The following is a 13,798-nucleotide window of genomic DNA, read 5'->3' as shown; positions in this document are numbered from 1 at the left end:
CCATCCCCGCGTAGAGCCCTGGTGACGGTGGACATCTCCCCCCGGACCCGTCCGGACCTTCCGCTTCCGAGCGCAGCGATCGCCGAACCCACCCGTCATGAACCCGACGCCGGTGGGCATTTCGGCGTGTACGGCGGCCGTTACGTCGCGGAGGCGCTGATGGCCGTCATCGAAGAGGTCACCACCGCCTACGAGAAGGAGCGCGTCAACCAGGACTTCCTGGACACGCTGGACTATCTGCAGGCGAACTACGCGGGGCGGCCGTCGCCGTTGTACGAGGCCCCGCGGCTGTCCGAGCAGGCCGGCGCGCGGATCTTCCTCAAGCGAGAAGACTTGAACCACACCGGTTCTCACAAGATCAACAACGTGCTCGGTCAGGCGTTGCTGGCCCAGCGGATGGGCAAGAAGCGGGTGATCGCCGAGACCGGGGCCGGCCAGCACGGCGTGGCCACCGCCACGGCCTGCGCCCTGCTGGGCCTGGAATGCGTGATCTACATGGGCGCGGTGGACACCGAGCGCCAGGCGCTCAACGTGGCGCGGATGCGCCTGCTGGGTGCGACGGTCGTCTCGGTGCAGAGCGGTTCGAAAACGCTCAAGGACGCCATCAACGAAGCCTTCCGGGACTGGGTCACCAACGCCGACAACACGTTCTACTGCTTCGGCACCGCGGCCGGGCCGCATCCCTTTCCGGCCATGGTCCGCGATTTCCAGCGCATCATCGGGCTGGAGGCCCGCGCCCAGATCCAGGCGCAGGCGGGCCGGCTGCCCGACGCGGTGGTGGCCTGCATCGGCGGCGGCTCCAACGCCATCGGGATCTTCCATCCGTTCATCGACGACCCCGGCGTGCGGCTGGTGGGATTCGAGGCGGCCGGTGACGGCGTCGAAACCGGAAGGCACGCCGCGACTTTCAGCGGCGGCTCGCCCGGGGCGTTCCAGGGGTCGTTCTCCTACCTGCTGCAGGACGAAGACGGGCAGACCATCGAATCCCATTCCATCTCAGCGGGTCTCGACTATCCCGGAGTCGGTCCAGAACATGCGTATCTGCGCGAGACCGGCCGTGCCGAATACCGTCCGATCACCGACGCCGAGGCGATGGACGCGTTTCGGGTGCTGTGCCGCACCGAGGGGATCATCCCGGCCATCGAGTCCGCGCACGCCGTGGCGGGTGCGCTGAAGTTGGGGCCCGAGCTGGGCCGCGGCGCGATCATCGTGGTGAACCTGTCCGGGCGCGGGGACAAGGACGTCGAGACGGCGGCAAAGTGGTTCGGGCTGTTGGGGTCCAGCGACCGATGACCGTCAAGCAGAGCCAGGCGAGCCGGCTGTCGCCGATCTTCGAGGCGTGCCGCGACGACGATCGGGCGGCGCTGATCGGCTACCTGCCCACCGGTTACCCGGACGTGCCGACCTCGGTGCAGGCGATGGTGGCGCTGGTCGAATCGGGTTGCGACATCGTCGAAGTCGGGGTGCCGTACTCGGATCCGGGGATGGACGGCCCGACCATCGCCCGGGCCACTGAGGCCGCGCTGCACGGCGGCGTGCGGGTGCGCGACACACTGGCCGCGGTCGAGGCGATCAGCGCGGCGGGCGGGCGCGCGGTGGTGATGACCTACTGGAACCCGGTGCTGCGCTACGGGGTCGACGCGTTCGCCCGCGACCTGGCCGCGGCCGGCGGCTACGGCCTGATCACGCCCGACCTCATCCCCGACGAAGCCGGGCAGTGGCTGGCGGCCTCCGAGCGGCACGGGCTGGACCGGATTTTCCTGGTGGCGCCGTCGTCGACGCCGCAGCGGTTGGCGCTGACGGTCGAGGCGTCGCGCGGATTCGTCTATGCGGCTTCGACGATGGGCGTCACCGGGGCGCGCGACGCGGTGTCGCATGCCGCGCCGGAGTTGGTGAGCAGGGTCAGGGAGATCTCGGACATACCCGTCGGGGTCGGGCTCGGCGTGCGCTCGCGCGAGCAAGCCGCCCAGATCGGCGGCTACGCCGACGGTGTCATCGTCGGGTCGGCGCTGGTGTCGGCGCTGGGGGACGGAGGTTTGACCGCATTGCGTGCGCTGACTGAAGAACTCGCCGCTGGTGTTCGGCAGAGGGCGGCCGCCTCGTGACCAAGCTGCTCGCCTATTTCCCCAGCCCGCCGCAGGGCGTCTGGCATCTGGGCCCGGTGCCGATTCGGGCCTACGCGTTGTTCATCATCGCCGGGATCGTGGCGGCGCTGCTGATCGGTGACCGCCGCTGGGAGGCGCGCGGCGGCGAACGCGGCGTCATCTATGACATCGCGTTGTGGACGGTGCCGTTCGGGTTGGTCGGCGGGCGGCTCTATCACCTGGCCACCGACTGGCGAACCTACTGGGGCCCCGGCGGCGCCGGATTCGGTGCGGCGGTGCGGATCTGGGACGGCGGCCTGGGCATTTGGGGCGCGGTGGCGCTCGGCGCGGTCGGCGCCTGGATCGGGTGCCGGCGACATGGCATTCCGCTGCCGGCGTTCGCGGACGCGTTGGCGCCGGGCATCATTCTGGCGCAGGCCATCGGCCGGCTCGGCAACTACTTCAATCAGGAGCTCTACGGCCGCGAAACCACCCTGCCCTGGGGCCTGGAGATCTTCTACCGGCGTGACCCGTCGGGATACATCGACCCGCATTCGCTGGACGGCGTCTCGACGGGCCAGGTCGCGCTGGTGGTGCAGCCGACGTTCCTGTACGAATTGCTGTGGAATCTTTTGATTTTCGTCGCCCTGCTGTACGCGGATCGACGGCTGACGCTGGGCCACGGCCGGCTGTTCGCGCTGTATGTGGCCGGCTACTGCGTGGGCCGCTTCTGTGTGGAGCTGTTGCGTGACGACACCGCCACCCACATCGCCGGCATCCGGATCAATTCGTTCACCTCGACGTTCGTGTTCATCGGGGCCGTGGTGTATCTGATGGCGGCGCCGAAGGGCCGCGAGGACCCGGAGAGCTTGCGCGGCAACCAATACGTCGAGGAGGAACCCGCCGAGCCCGAGCCGGCGACGGTGGCGGCGACGACCGAGGCGGCGACCGAGGGTGTGGCGGCGCCGGCGGACGGCGCCGAAGCCGCCGGCGCCGACGCGACGGCGCAGCGGCCCGAAGAATCGGCGGAGCCGGACGTCGAGAAGCCGGAATCCGAAGAAACGGAAGCGGAAGCGGCCGAAGAGCCGGAATCCGAAGAAACGGAAGCGGCCGAAGAGCCGGGCGAGCCGGAAGCCGAGGAACCTGAAGAGCCAGAAGCTGAAGAGCCCGAAGAGCCGGAAACCGAAGAGCCCGAAGCGGATTCCGACGAAGAGCCCGAAGAGGAATCCGGCGAAGCGCCCGAGCAACCCGTCGCCGAGGAACCCGAACCCGCCCCGCAGCAGCCGGAAACGAAACGGCGCTGGGGTGCGCGACTGCGCGACCGGCTCTCGGGCCGCTAGCGGCAGGCAACGACCCGGCGTCGATCTGGCATGCTGGGCAGGTGATGCCATCCCAGCCGCTCGCGCGCGGTGGCCGTCATCGCCGCCACGTCGCGGCCGGAACGGCCGTGGCACTCAGCGGAGCGCTCGGCTACATCGGGCTGGCCGACCCTCACGATCCGGCGTCGATCTACCCGCCGTGTCCGTTCAAATGGCTCACCGGCTGGAATTGCCCGTTCTGCGGCGGCCTGCGCATGACACACGACCTGCTGCACGGCGACCTGTGGGCCGCCGTCCACGACAACGTCTTCCTGCTGGCCGCCGTCCCGACGCTGGCCGCGTTCCTGCTGGTTCGGCGCGCCCGCGGCCGGCGAGCGCTGCCCGCGGCGGCGGTGCCGGCGGTCGTCGTCGCCACCCTGGTGTGGACAGTGCTGCGTAACCTGCCCGCCTTCCCCCTGTTTCCGACTGTTCTCGGTGGGTAACAGCACACTGCGCGCCGTGCGTTATGTGCGGGCCGGGACGCGGGCACACGACTATGCTGGGTCGGCGTGAGTAGACGCGGGAAGATCGTCTGCACCCTTGGCCCGGCGACCAATTCGGACGAGTTGATTTTGGCGCTGGTCGAGGCCGGAATGGACGTCGCCCGACTGAACTTCAGCCACGGCGACTACGCCGACCACAAAGCCGCCTACGAACGGGTGCGGGTGGCCTCCGACGCCACCGGCCGCGCCGTCGGCGTGCTCGCCGATCTGCAGGGCCCCAAGATCCGCCTAGGGCGCTTTGCCACCGGGCCCACCTACTGGGCCGACGGCGAAACGGTCCGCATCACCGTCGCCGACTGCGAAGGCAGCCACGACCGGGTGTCGACCACCTACAAACAACTCGCCCAGGACGCCGCGGTCGGGGACCGGGTCCTGGTCGACGACGGCAAGGTCGGCCTGGTGGTCGACGGCATCGAGGGCGACGACGTCATCTGCACCGTGGTCGAGGGCGGCCCGGTCAGCAACAACAAGGGCATCTCGCTGCCCGGCATGAACGTCTCCGCACCGGCCTTGTCCGACAAGGACATCGAGGACCTCACCTTCGCGCTCGAGCTGGGCGTCGACCTGGTCGCGCTGTCCTTCGTGCGTTCGCCCTCCGACGTCGAGCTGGTGCACGAGGTGATGGACCGCGTCGGCCGGCGGGTGCCCGTGATCGCCAAACTGGAAAAGCCGGAGGCCGTCGACAACCTGGAAGCCATCGTGCTGGCCTTCGACGCCATCATGGTGGCCCGCGGCGACCTCGGTGTCGAACTTCCCCTGGAAGAGGTTCCGCTGGTGCAGAAGCGGGCCATCCAGATGGCCCGGGAGAACGCCAAACCCGTCATCGTGGCAACCCAGATGCTCGATTCGATGATCGAGAACTCACGGCCGACCCGGGCCGAGGCCTCCGACGTCGCCAACGCCGTGCTGGACGGCGCGGACGCCGTGATGCTGTCCGGGGAGACCTCGGTGGGCAAGTACCCGCTGGCGGCCGTGCGGACCATGGCGCGCATCATCTGCGCGGTCGAGGACAACTCCACGGCCGCCCCGCCGCTCACCCACGTGCCCCGCACCAAACGCGGGGTGATCTCGTATGCGGCCCGCGACATCGGCGAACGCCTGGACGCCAAGGCGCTGGTCGCGTTCACCCAGTCCGGCGACACCGTCAAGCGGCTGGCGCGGTTGCACACCCCGCTGCCGCTGCTGGCCTTCACGGCATGGCCGGAGGTGCGCAGCCAGCTGGCCATGACCTGGGGCACCGAGACGTTCATCGTGCCGATGATGACCTCCACCGACGGCATGATCCGCCAGGTGGACAAGTCGCTGCTGGAACTCGGTCGGTACCGGCGTGGTGACCTGGTGGTGATCGTCGCCGGTGCGCCACCTGGCACAGTAGGGTCAACCAACCTGATCCACGTGCACCGGATCGGCGAGGACGACGTCTAGCCCGCCCGGCGACGACACGGGCCGCTGCGCGGCCTGAGAAACGGGCGGGCGCATCGAACCAGAGGAGAGCTCGTGCCAGCCGGCGCTGAATCCCAGGAGCCGAACACCACGGCCGACTTCGAGGAGCTGCTGGCGACGCTGGACCTCCGGCGCGTCGCCGACGATCTGTTCGTCGGATCGCATCCCAGCAAGAATCCGATGCGAACGTTCGGCGGACAGCTCATGTCGCAGTCGTTTGTGGCCAGCAGCCGCAGCCTGATTCGCGACGACCTGCCCCCCAGCGCGCTCTCGGTGCATTTCATCAACGGCGGCGACACCGGCAAGGACATCGAATACCGCGTCACCCGGCTGCGCGACGAGCGGCGGTTCGCCAACCGCCGCGTCGACGCGGTGCAGGACGGCACGCTGCTGTGCTCGGCACTGATCTCCTACATGGCCGGTGGCCGCGGACTCGAGCACGGCGTCGACCCGCCACGGGTGGCCGACCCAGAGACCCAACCCACGATCGTCGAACTGCTGCGCGGCTACGAAGAGACCGTGCCGCACTTCGTCAACGCGCTGCAGCCCATCGAATGGCGCTACACCAACGACCCGGCGTGGGTGATGCGGACGAAAGGGGAGCGGCTGCCCCACAATCGGGTCTGGGTCAAGGCGCTGGGCAAGCTTCCCGACGACCCGGTCCTGCACACCGCGGCCATGGTGTACTCCTCGGACACCACGGTGCTGGACTCCGTCATCACCACGCACGGTCTTTCCTGGGGATTCGACCGCATTTTCGCCGCCTCGGCCAACCATTCCATCTGGTTTCACCGTCAGGTCGACTTCAACGACTGGGTGCTGTACTCCACGTCGTCGCCGGTGGCCGCCGATTCGCGCGGGCTGGGCACCGGGCATTTCTTCGACCGGTCCGGGCAACCGCTGGCCACCGTCATGCAGGAGGGTGTGCTGAAATACTTTCCCTCCGCCCGCCGGTAAACCGTTACGCAAAAGCTGCAGGATATCGGCCCGAAACCGGCCGATACGAGCGGGATCGGGCGTAATTTTGACGGTGCCGGGTATTCGGTGCAGAGGCGGCGCACAGCCGCCCGGCTGTTGTCAGCGCATCGGGAGGTGAGGGTGAACGGGCCGGTGGTGGACGTCGCACCGAAACCGCGCGCGGGGGAACGCGTTGTGGTTTCCGCCGATTCACGGGCGGCCCGGTTGATCGGAGCCCTGGGACTGTTCTGCGCGGCGTGCTGGTTGATCCAGATCCTCGTGCACCACCACAGCAATCCGAGTTGGCACTACGCCGATCGGCTGGCCTGGTCGCTGACCGTCCTGGTCGCCGTGGCCTGGATCGCGCGCGGGATCTTCCTGGGCCGGCCGGTGACGACGATGCACGCCGCCGTCGCCGCCTTTTTCGTGCTGGCGGGGCTGGGGCTGCACGTGTTGTCCTTCGACCTGCTGGGCGACGTGCTGATCGCCGGCTCGGGAATGGTGTTGATGTGGCCGACGTCGTCGCACCCGCGGCCCGCCGACCTGCCGCGAATATGGGAGCTGATCAACGCCACCCGCGACGACGCGCTGGCGCCGTTCACCATGCAGACCGGCAAGAGCTACCACTTCAGCGCCGATGGCAGCGCCGCGCTGGCCTACCGGACGCGGCTGGGGATCGCGGTGGTCAGCGGGGACCCGATCGGCGACGAAGCCCACTTCCCGGAACTGGTCGCCGATTTCGCCGCCACCTGCCACGCCCACGGATGGCGCATCGCCGTGGTGGGCTGCAGCGAGCGGCGCCTCGAGTTGTGGAAGGACTCGGCGGTCCTGGGACAAACGTTGCGGCCCATACCGATCGGGCGCGACGTGGTCGTCGACGTGAGCAGCTTCGACATGGTCGGCCGCAAGTTCCGCAACCTGCGTCAGGCCGTCAAACGCACCCACAACTGCGGCGTCACAACCGAAATCGTCGCCGAGCAGGAACTCAGCGACGAGCTGCTGGCCGAGCTGACCGAGGTGGTGCGGGAGTCGTCCAAGGGGGCCCACGCCGATCGCGGCTTCCACATGAACCTCGACGGGGTGCTGGAAGGGCGGTTCCCCGGAATCTTGTTGATCATCGCCAGGGACGCGACGGGCAAGGTGCAGGCGTTTCACCGCTACGCCACCGCCGGCGGCGGCAGCGACATCACCCTCGACGTGCCGTGGCGGCGCCGCGGCGCCCCCAACGGACTCGACGAGCGGCTCAGCGTCGACATGGTCATGGCCGGCAAAGACCGTGGGGCGCAACGGGTATCGCTGGCCTTCGCCGCGTTCCCGGAGATCTTCGAGGACAAGAACCGCGGCTGGACCCGGCGCATCTTCTACCGGTTGACCCACGTGCTCGACCCGTTGATCGCGCTGGAGTCGCTGTACCGGTACGTGCGCAAGTGGCATGCACTGGACGGGCGGCGCTACGCGGTGATCTCCATGACCCAGATCGTCCCGCTGCTGTTCGTGCTGTTGTCGCTGGAATTCCTGCCGCGCCGCCGGCACCTGTAGGCATCGCTAGCCGGCGGCCGGGCCCCGATCGACGCGAAGTTCGCGACAGCCGATTCCCTCCGGCAGGTGATGGGTGGCCACCACCACGGTGCGCGGCGGGGACAGCAGCCGCGAATCCGGCGCCAGCAGGTCGCGCAGCAGCCGCTCGGCGTCGCCGGCGTCGAGGTGCTCGGTGGGCTCGTCGAGCAGCACGATGCGGGCGGGGGAGATCACCGCGCGGGCCAGCAACAGCCTGCGCCGCTGGCCCGCCGAAATCGCCTGCGCGCCACCGGTCAACACCGTGGACAGGCCGTCGGGCAACCCGGCCAGCCAGTCGTCCAGCCCGACCGCCCCCAGCGCGTCGGTCAGTTCGTCGTCGGGGCAGTCGCCGCGGGCCACCAGCAGGTTGTCCCGGACGGTGGTGGCGAAGACATGCGCGTCCTCGGCGAAAAAGACGATGGCCCTTGCTAACTCGCATTCATCGAACTCGCTCAACGCGACGCCGTCCAGCACCACCTGTCCCTGCAGCGGCGGCAGCAGACCGGCCAGCGTCATCAGCAGCGTCGTCTTTCCGCAGCCGCTGGCGCCGGTGACGGCCAGCCGCGCCCCCGGCCGCAGGTCCAGCGTCACGCGGGACTCGCGGGCCGCGCCGTCGTGACCGGAATGGATGTCGGCGGTCAGCCGGCCCGGACCCGTCGGCCGGGGTACGGAGCCGGCCGGGCGCGGGGGTTCGGTCGCGGTGAGCTCGAGCAGGCGGCGCGCGGCGATCCGTGACCGGGTCAACTGGACGGCAGCGGCCGGCAGCGGCGTCATCGCCTCGAAGGCGGACAGCGGCAGCAACATCAGGACCGCCAGGGTGGTGGGCGCGACGGCGTGCGCCATGCCGATGGCGGCCACCACCGCGCCCAGCACGCTGGCCCCGATCGCCGCGGTGGGCATCGCCTCGGCCACGGCGGCCGGCTTGCCCGCCGCGTCCAGGGCGGCGCCCCACGCCCGTTGGCGGCGTTGCGATTCGGCGATGACCTCGGGCAGCAGACCGGCGATGCGCAGCTCGGGGGCGTGTTCGAGCGCCAGCATCGCCGCCCTGTCGCGCTGCGAATGCTGTTGGCGCGCAATGTCTTCCTGAGTCGCGGCGGCCCGGCCCGCCAGGCGGGGCGCGACGAAGCCGGCGACCAGCAGGCAGATCGCCAATGCCCCGCCCGCCGCCGGTGAGATCGCGGCGACGACCGCGGTCGCCGCCGCCGCCAGCACCGCCGCCACACCCATCGGCACCAGTGCGCGCACCAGCACGTTGGCCAGTTCGTCGACATCGGCGCCCACCCGGGCCACCAGCTCGCCGCTGTGCAGCCGGACGGCGGCTGCCGCGCCGCCGCGCGTCAGCCGCTGGTATACCGCCACCCGCGCGGCGCCGGCCGCCCGCAGGGCCGTGTCGTGGGTGACCAGTCGCTCGCAGTAGTGCAGCACGCCGCGGGAGATCGCGAACATCCGCACCGCGACCGCGGCGACGGACAGGTCCAGCACCGGCGGCATCTGCCAGGCGCGGGTGATCAGCCACGCGGACACCCCGGCCAACGCCAGCGCGCTGCCCAGCGACAGCACCCCCAGCGTGATCGCCGCGGCGAGGCGCGGCAGCCGGGGCGACAGCAGGCCCGCGGCCGCCAGCAGCGGCCTGCCGCTGGAGGCGGACGCGAACGAATCAGGCCGCGGCACAACGTGCTCCACGGTCGGCGGACACCGCGACGACCCGGTCGCCGATGGCCAGGACCGGCTCGCGGTGCCCCACCACGACGACGGTGGCGCCGGCGCGGGCCCGTTCGACGACAGCCCGCAACACGCGTTCTTCGGTGCCCGCGTCCAGGTGCGCGGTCGGCTCGTCGAGCAGCAGCACGGCGGCCCGCGATCCGAGCGCGCGGGCAAGGCCCAGCCGCTGCCGCTGCCCCAGGGACAGGCCGACTCCGCCGCGGCCCAGCAGGGTGGCGCCCGCATCGGGCAGCTCGGCCAGCACAGTGTCGAAACCCGCGATGGCACAGGCGGTTTCGATGTCGTCGAGTTCGCCGAACAGCCGCAGGTTTTCGTCGACGGTGCCCGGCACCAGCACCGGGCGCTGCGGCAGCCAGGACAACTGCGCCCACCACCCGCGCGGCGCCAGGTCGGCGACGTCGACACCGCCCACGGTGACCCGGCCCGACGACGGCGCCGTGATGCCGGCAATCGCCTGCAGCGTGGTGCTCTTGCCGGCGCCGTTGCGCCCGGTCAGCACGGTCACCGCGCCGGGTTCGATCACCGCGCTCAGATCGCAGGGCGCCTGGCCGTCGCGACCCGCCACGCTGAGGTGTTCCAGACGGATCGGCGCGCCGCGGGCGGTGACGGTGCGGGTGCGAACCTTCGCGGCGCTCGGCCCGCCCGGCTCGCCGATGAGGGCGAACGCCGCGCCGGCGGCGGTTCTTCCGTCTTGAGCGGCATGGAATTCCACACCGATGCGGCGCAGCGGCCAGTACACGTCCGGCGCCAGCAGCAACACCGTCAAACCGGCGGTCAGTGTCATCTCGCCGAACACCAGGCGCAGGCCGATGCCGACGGCGATCAGCGCCACCCCCAGCGTGGCCAGCAATTCCAGCACCAGCGCCGACAGGAAGGCGATCCGCAGCGTCGCCATCGCCGAGCGGCGGTGCGCGGCAGCGAGTTCGGCGATGCTCCGGTCGGGACCCGAGCTTCGTCCCAGCGCGCGCAGGGTGGGGATGCCGGCGATCAGGTCGAGCAGCCGGGCCTGCAGGGTGGTCATCGCGGCCAGCGCCGCCGCGGAGCGGTCACGGGTCGCCAGCCCGATCAGGACCATGAAGATCGGGATCAGTGGCAGCGTGATCGCCACGATCACCGTGGATTTCACGTCGTAGGCCGCGATCACCGCCACGGTGGCCGGGGTCAGGATGGCGGCCAGCATCAGCGTCGGCAGGTATCCGGTGAAGTAGGGCCGCAGCCCGTCCAGGCCGCGGGTGACCACCACCGCCGCTTCGTCGCGTTGCGCGGCCAGCTCGGCGGGCGGGCGGGCGGTGACCGCGGCGAGCACCTGCCCGGACAGGTCGGCGATCACCGCGCTGGCTCCCCGCTGCCCCAGCCGGGCCTGCAGCCAATGCGCCACCGCCCGGACGGCCCACAGCGCCAACAGGATTGACAGCGGCGCCGGCCAGGAGCGCATCTCGCCGGCGGAGGTATCGCCGACGACGCGCGCGACGATGCCGGCCAGCACAACGGCCGAGCCGATCGCGCAGCCCGAGATCAGCACCCCGCAGCCCACCGCCGCCACCAGGTAGCGGCGCACCGGCCTCGAGGACCGCCACAGTCTCGGGTCCAGCGGCGCCCGGCTGGTGCCGTGTTCACCGCTCAGGACGGGCGCCTTGTCAGCCCGACGGGCGCCGGGATCCGGTCGGCCGAAAGCCGTTGCCGGAACACCCAATACGTCCACGCCTGGTACACCACCGTCACCGGGGCCATGATCGCCGTCACCCACGTCATGACCTTGAGGGTGTAATGCGTCGAGGACGCGTTGTAGATGGTCAGGCTCCACCGGCTGTCCAGTGTGGACGGCACCAGGTTCGGATACAGCGCGCCGAAGAGCAGGATCACCACGGCGGCGACCACCAGCGCGAGGCAGGTGAACGCCCAGCCGTCGGACGCGCGCCGCCACACCAACAGCACCGCCGCCACTTGCGCCACCACCGCCACCGCGAGCACCAGCCAGGTCCAGTCCTTGCCGTAGCCGAGCTGGGTCCAAAGCCCAAAGCCCGCAACCAGTCCCGTCACCGGAAGCGAAAGCCAGACGGCGAAGCGGTAGGCGTCGTCGCGGATCGCACCGGACGTCTTCAACGCCACGAACACCGCCCCGTACAACAGGAACAGCCCGGCGGTGGCCAGGCCACCCAACAGCGTGTAGGGGTTGAGCACGTCGGTGACGGAGAGGTGGATGTGGCCGTCGGCGTCCACCGGCAGCCCGCGGACCAGGACGGCGAACGCCACCCCCCACAGCACCGCCGGCAGCCACGACCCGGCGGCGATGCCGAAATCGGCCCAGCCGCGCCACTTGGTGTCGTCGATCTTGCCGCGCCACTCGATCGCCACGGCGCGCAGGATCATCCCGAACAGGATCGCCAACAGTGGCAGGTACAGCGTGGAGAATACGGTGGCGTACCAGCCGGGAAAGGCCGCGAACATGGCCGCGCCGCCGACGATCAACCACACCTCGTTGCCGTCCCACACCGGGCCGATGGTGTTGAGTGCGGTGCGGCGCAACGGTTCTGGCTCACCGATTCCGACCCGGGCGAACGGTTCCATCAACATGCCCACGCCGAAGTCGAAGCCCTCCAGGATGAAGAAACCCAGGAACAGCATCCCGATGATGCCGAACCACACCTCTTGCAGTCCCATCGGTTCAGCTCCTTACGTGGTAGGTGTGCCCCGTCAGTAGGCGAAGGACAGCGGCGCCACCTCGTCATCGCTGGGTGCCCGCGGCGGAGCGGGTTCCGCGTCGTGTTCCAACGGACCCTCGACGGTGTAGCGCTTCAGCAGAAAGAACCAGACCACCGCCAGCACCGCGTAGACGAGGGTGAAGGTCGCCAGCGACGTGATCACCATGCCGGGCACATGGTTGGACACGCCCTCGCGGACCGTCATCCGGACCGCCTGGTCGCCGGTCGGGTTGGGCACCACTACCCAGGGCTGGCGCCCCATTTCGGTGAATACCCACCCCGCGATGTTGGCCAGGAAGGGGGTGGGAATGGTCAGCAGCGCGAACCACGACATCCAGCGTTGCCGCGGTGTGCGCCCGCGGCGGGTCACCCACAGCACGGTCAGCGCGAACAACACCGGGATCGCTAGGAATCCGATCATCAGCCGGAACGACCAATAGGTGACGAACAGATTCGGCCGGTAGTCGTCGGGGCCGAAGCGCTGCTGGTACTGCTGCTGCAGCTCGTTCACTCCGCGCAGCGTCACGCCGCTGAACCGGCCCTCGGCCAGCCACGGCAGCACGTAGTGCACCTTGATCACTTCGGTGACGCTGCCGCAGTTGTTGTGGGTGCCGATGGTCAGCACCGAGAAGTCGGGGTCGGTTTGGGTGTGGCACAACGATTCTGCCGACGCCATCTTCATCGGCTGCTGGACGAACATCAGCTTGCCCTGGCGGTCACCGGTGAAGAACAGGGCGACGGTGGCCAGTAACACGACCCCGCAGCCCAGGATGGCCGCCGGACGAAACATGGTGCGGGCCTCGGTTTCCGCGGCCGGCGTGGTGGATCCGCCGGCGCGGGAGCGCACCATCCACCAGGCGCTGACGGCGGCGACGAAGGTGCCCGCCGTCAGCAACGCTCCGGTCACGGTGTGTGAAAACGCCGCCTGCGCAGTGTTGTTCGACAGCAGCGCGAAGATGTCGTCCAACTCGGCACGCCGCGTCGCCGGGTTGTAGTGCGCGCCGACCGGATGCTGCATGAAGGAGTTCGCGGCGATGATGAAGAAGGCCGACGCGTTGACGCCGATGGCCACGATCCAGATGCACGCCAAGTGAATCAGCTTGGGCAGTCGGCCCCAGCCGAAGATCCACAGGCCGATGAAGGTGGATTCGAAAAAGAACGCGAACAGTCCCTCCATCGCCAGTGGCGCACCGAAGATGTCACCGACGAACCGCGAGTACTCGCTCCAGTTCATGCCGAACTGGAATTCCTGGACGATCCCGGTGGCCACGCCGATGGCGAAGTTGATCAGAAACAGCTTGCCGAAGAATTTGGTCAACCGGTACCAGGCGGTGTTCCCGGTGGCCACCCACGCCGTCTGCATGATGGCCAGCAGCGGGGCCAAACCGATGGTGAGCGGCACGAAGATGAAGTGGTAGACGGTGACAATACCGAACTGCCAGCGCGAAATATCGACGACATTCATCCGTCAT

At 69.6% G+C, this 13,798-nt stretch carries 10 protein-coding genes and 1 pseudogene; 7 read left to right on the top strand and 4 right to left on the bottom strand.

The annotated features are described in order from the left end of the window. Positions 1–21 precede the first annotated feature (21 nt). The 7 genes from trpB (at position 22) to H7I87_RS07585 (ending at position 7,884) form a co-directional block, all read left to right on the top strand. Complete coding sequence (trpB, locus tag H7I87_RS07615) at positions 22–1,293, top strand: tryptophan synthase subunit beta (protein WP_011725306.1); 1,272 nt, start codon at positions 22–24, stop codon at positions 1,291–1,293. After that, a complete protein-coding gene (trpA, locus tag H7I87_RS07610; protein WP_003876219.1) occupies positions 1,290–2,105 on the top strand; it encodes a tryptophan synthase subunit alpha in 816 nt (271 codons plus the stop codon). Before trpB ends, trpA begins: the two co-directional genes overlap by 4 nt. Beyond that, a complete protein-coding gene (locus H7I87_RS07605) occupies positions 2,102–3,424 on the top strand; it encodes a prolipoprotein diacylglyceryl transferase (protein ID WP_011725304.1) in 1,323 nt (440 codons plus the stop codon). The genes trpA and H7I87_RS07605 overlap by 4 nt, the downstream gene beginning before the upstream one ends. Before the next feature lie 107 nt (positions 3,425–3,531). After that, on the top strand, positions 3,532–3,885 hold the full coding sequence (locus H7I87_RS07600) for a DUF2752 domain-containing protein (RefSeq protein ID WP_011725303.1): 354 nt from the start codon (positions 3,532–3,534) through the stop codon (positions 3,883–3,885). Positions 3,886–3,951: 66 nt separating this feature from the next. Then, positions 3,952–5,370, top strand: coding sequence for a pyruvate kinase (gene pyk, locus H7I87_RS07595; RefSeq protein WP_003877740.1), 1,419 nt, complete (start codon positions 3,952–3,954; stop codon positions 5,368–5,370). A 72-nt stretch (positions 5,371–5,442) separates the two neighbouring features. Beyond that, on the top strand, positions 5,443–6,345 hold the full coding sequence (locus tag H7I87_RS07590) for an acyl-CoA thioesterase II (RefSeq protein WP_011725302.1): 903 nt from the start codon (positions 5,443–5,445) through the stop codon (positions 6,343–6,345). Between the two features lie 141 nt (positions 6,346–6,486). Next, positions 6,487–7,884: a bifunctional lysylphosphatidylglycerol flippase/synthetase MprF gene (locus H7I87_RS07585; protein WP_011725301.1), complete on the top strand. Its 1,398-nt coding sequence runs from the start codon at positions 6,487–6,489 to the stop codon at positions 7,882–7,884. Here H7I87_RS07585 and cydC read toward each other — a convergent pair. The 4 genes and pseudogenes from cydC to H7I87_RS07565 all read right to left on the bottom strand — a co-directional run bounded on the left by cydC (position 7,797) and on the right by H7I87_RS07565 (position 13,791). Then, positions 7,797–9,573 (bottom strand): annotated as a pseudogene (cydC, locus tag H7I87_RS07580) (thiol reductant ABC exporter subunit CydC). The gene H7I87_RS07585 and the pseudogene cydC sit on opposite strands and share 88 nt — an antisense overlap. Next, entirely contained in the window at positions 9,560–11,158 is a 1,599-nt protein-coding gene (cydD, locus tag H7I87_RS07575; protein ID WP_031348035.1) for a thiol reductant ABC exporter subunit CydD, read from the bottom strand. The pseudogene cydC and the gene cydD overlap by 14 nt, the downstream one beginning before the upstream one ends. An 86-nt stretch (positions 11,159–11,244) precedes the next feature. Continuing rightward, entirely contained in the window at positions 11,245–12,285 is a 1,041-nt protein-coding gene (cydB, locus tag H7I87_RS07570) for a cytochrome d ubiquinol oxidase subunit II (RefSeq protein WP_009977361.1), read from the bottom strand. Between the two features lie 33 nt (positions 12,286–12,318). Next, positions 12,319–13,791, bottom strand: a complete 1,473-nt coding sequence (locus H7I87_RS07565; protein WP_023861764.1) for a cytochrome ubiquinol oxidase subunit I — start codon at positions 13,789–13,791, stop codon at positions 12,319–12,321. Positions 13,792–13,798 lie beyond the last annotated feature (7 nt).

It is taken from the genome of Mycobacterium timonense, from assembly GCF_025821985.1.
Taxonomy (GTDB): Bacteria; Actinomycetota; Actinomycetes; order Mycobacteriales; family Mycobacteriaceae; genus Mycobacterium; species Mycobacterium avium.
Note: the sequence above shows the minus strand (reverse complement) of the source record. Positions and strands in the feature narration are given on the sequence as shown.

Coding starts and splice junctions, on each gene's coding strand:
- trpA (WP_003876219.1), top strand. CDS start 1,290: ATGACCGTCAAGCAGAGCCAGGCGAGCCGGCTGTCGCCGATCTTCGAG.
- cydB (WP_009977361.1), bottom strand. CDS start 12,285: ATGGGACTGCAAGAGGTGTGGTTCGGCATCATCGGGATGCTGTTCCTG.
- H7I87_RS07565 (WP_023861764.1), bottom strand. CDS start 13,791: ATGAATGTCGTCGATATTTCGCGCTGGCAGTTCGGTATTGTCACCGTC.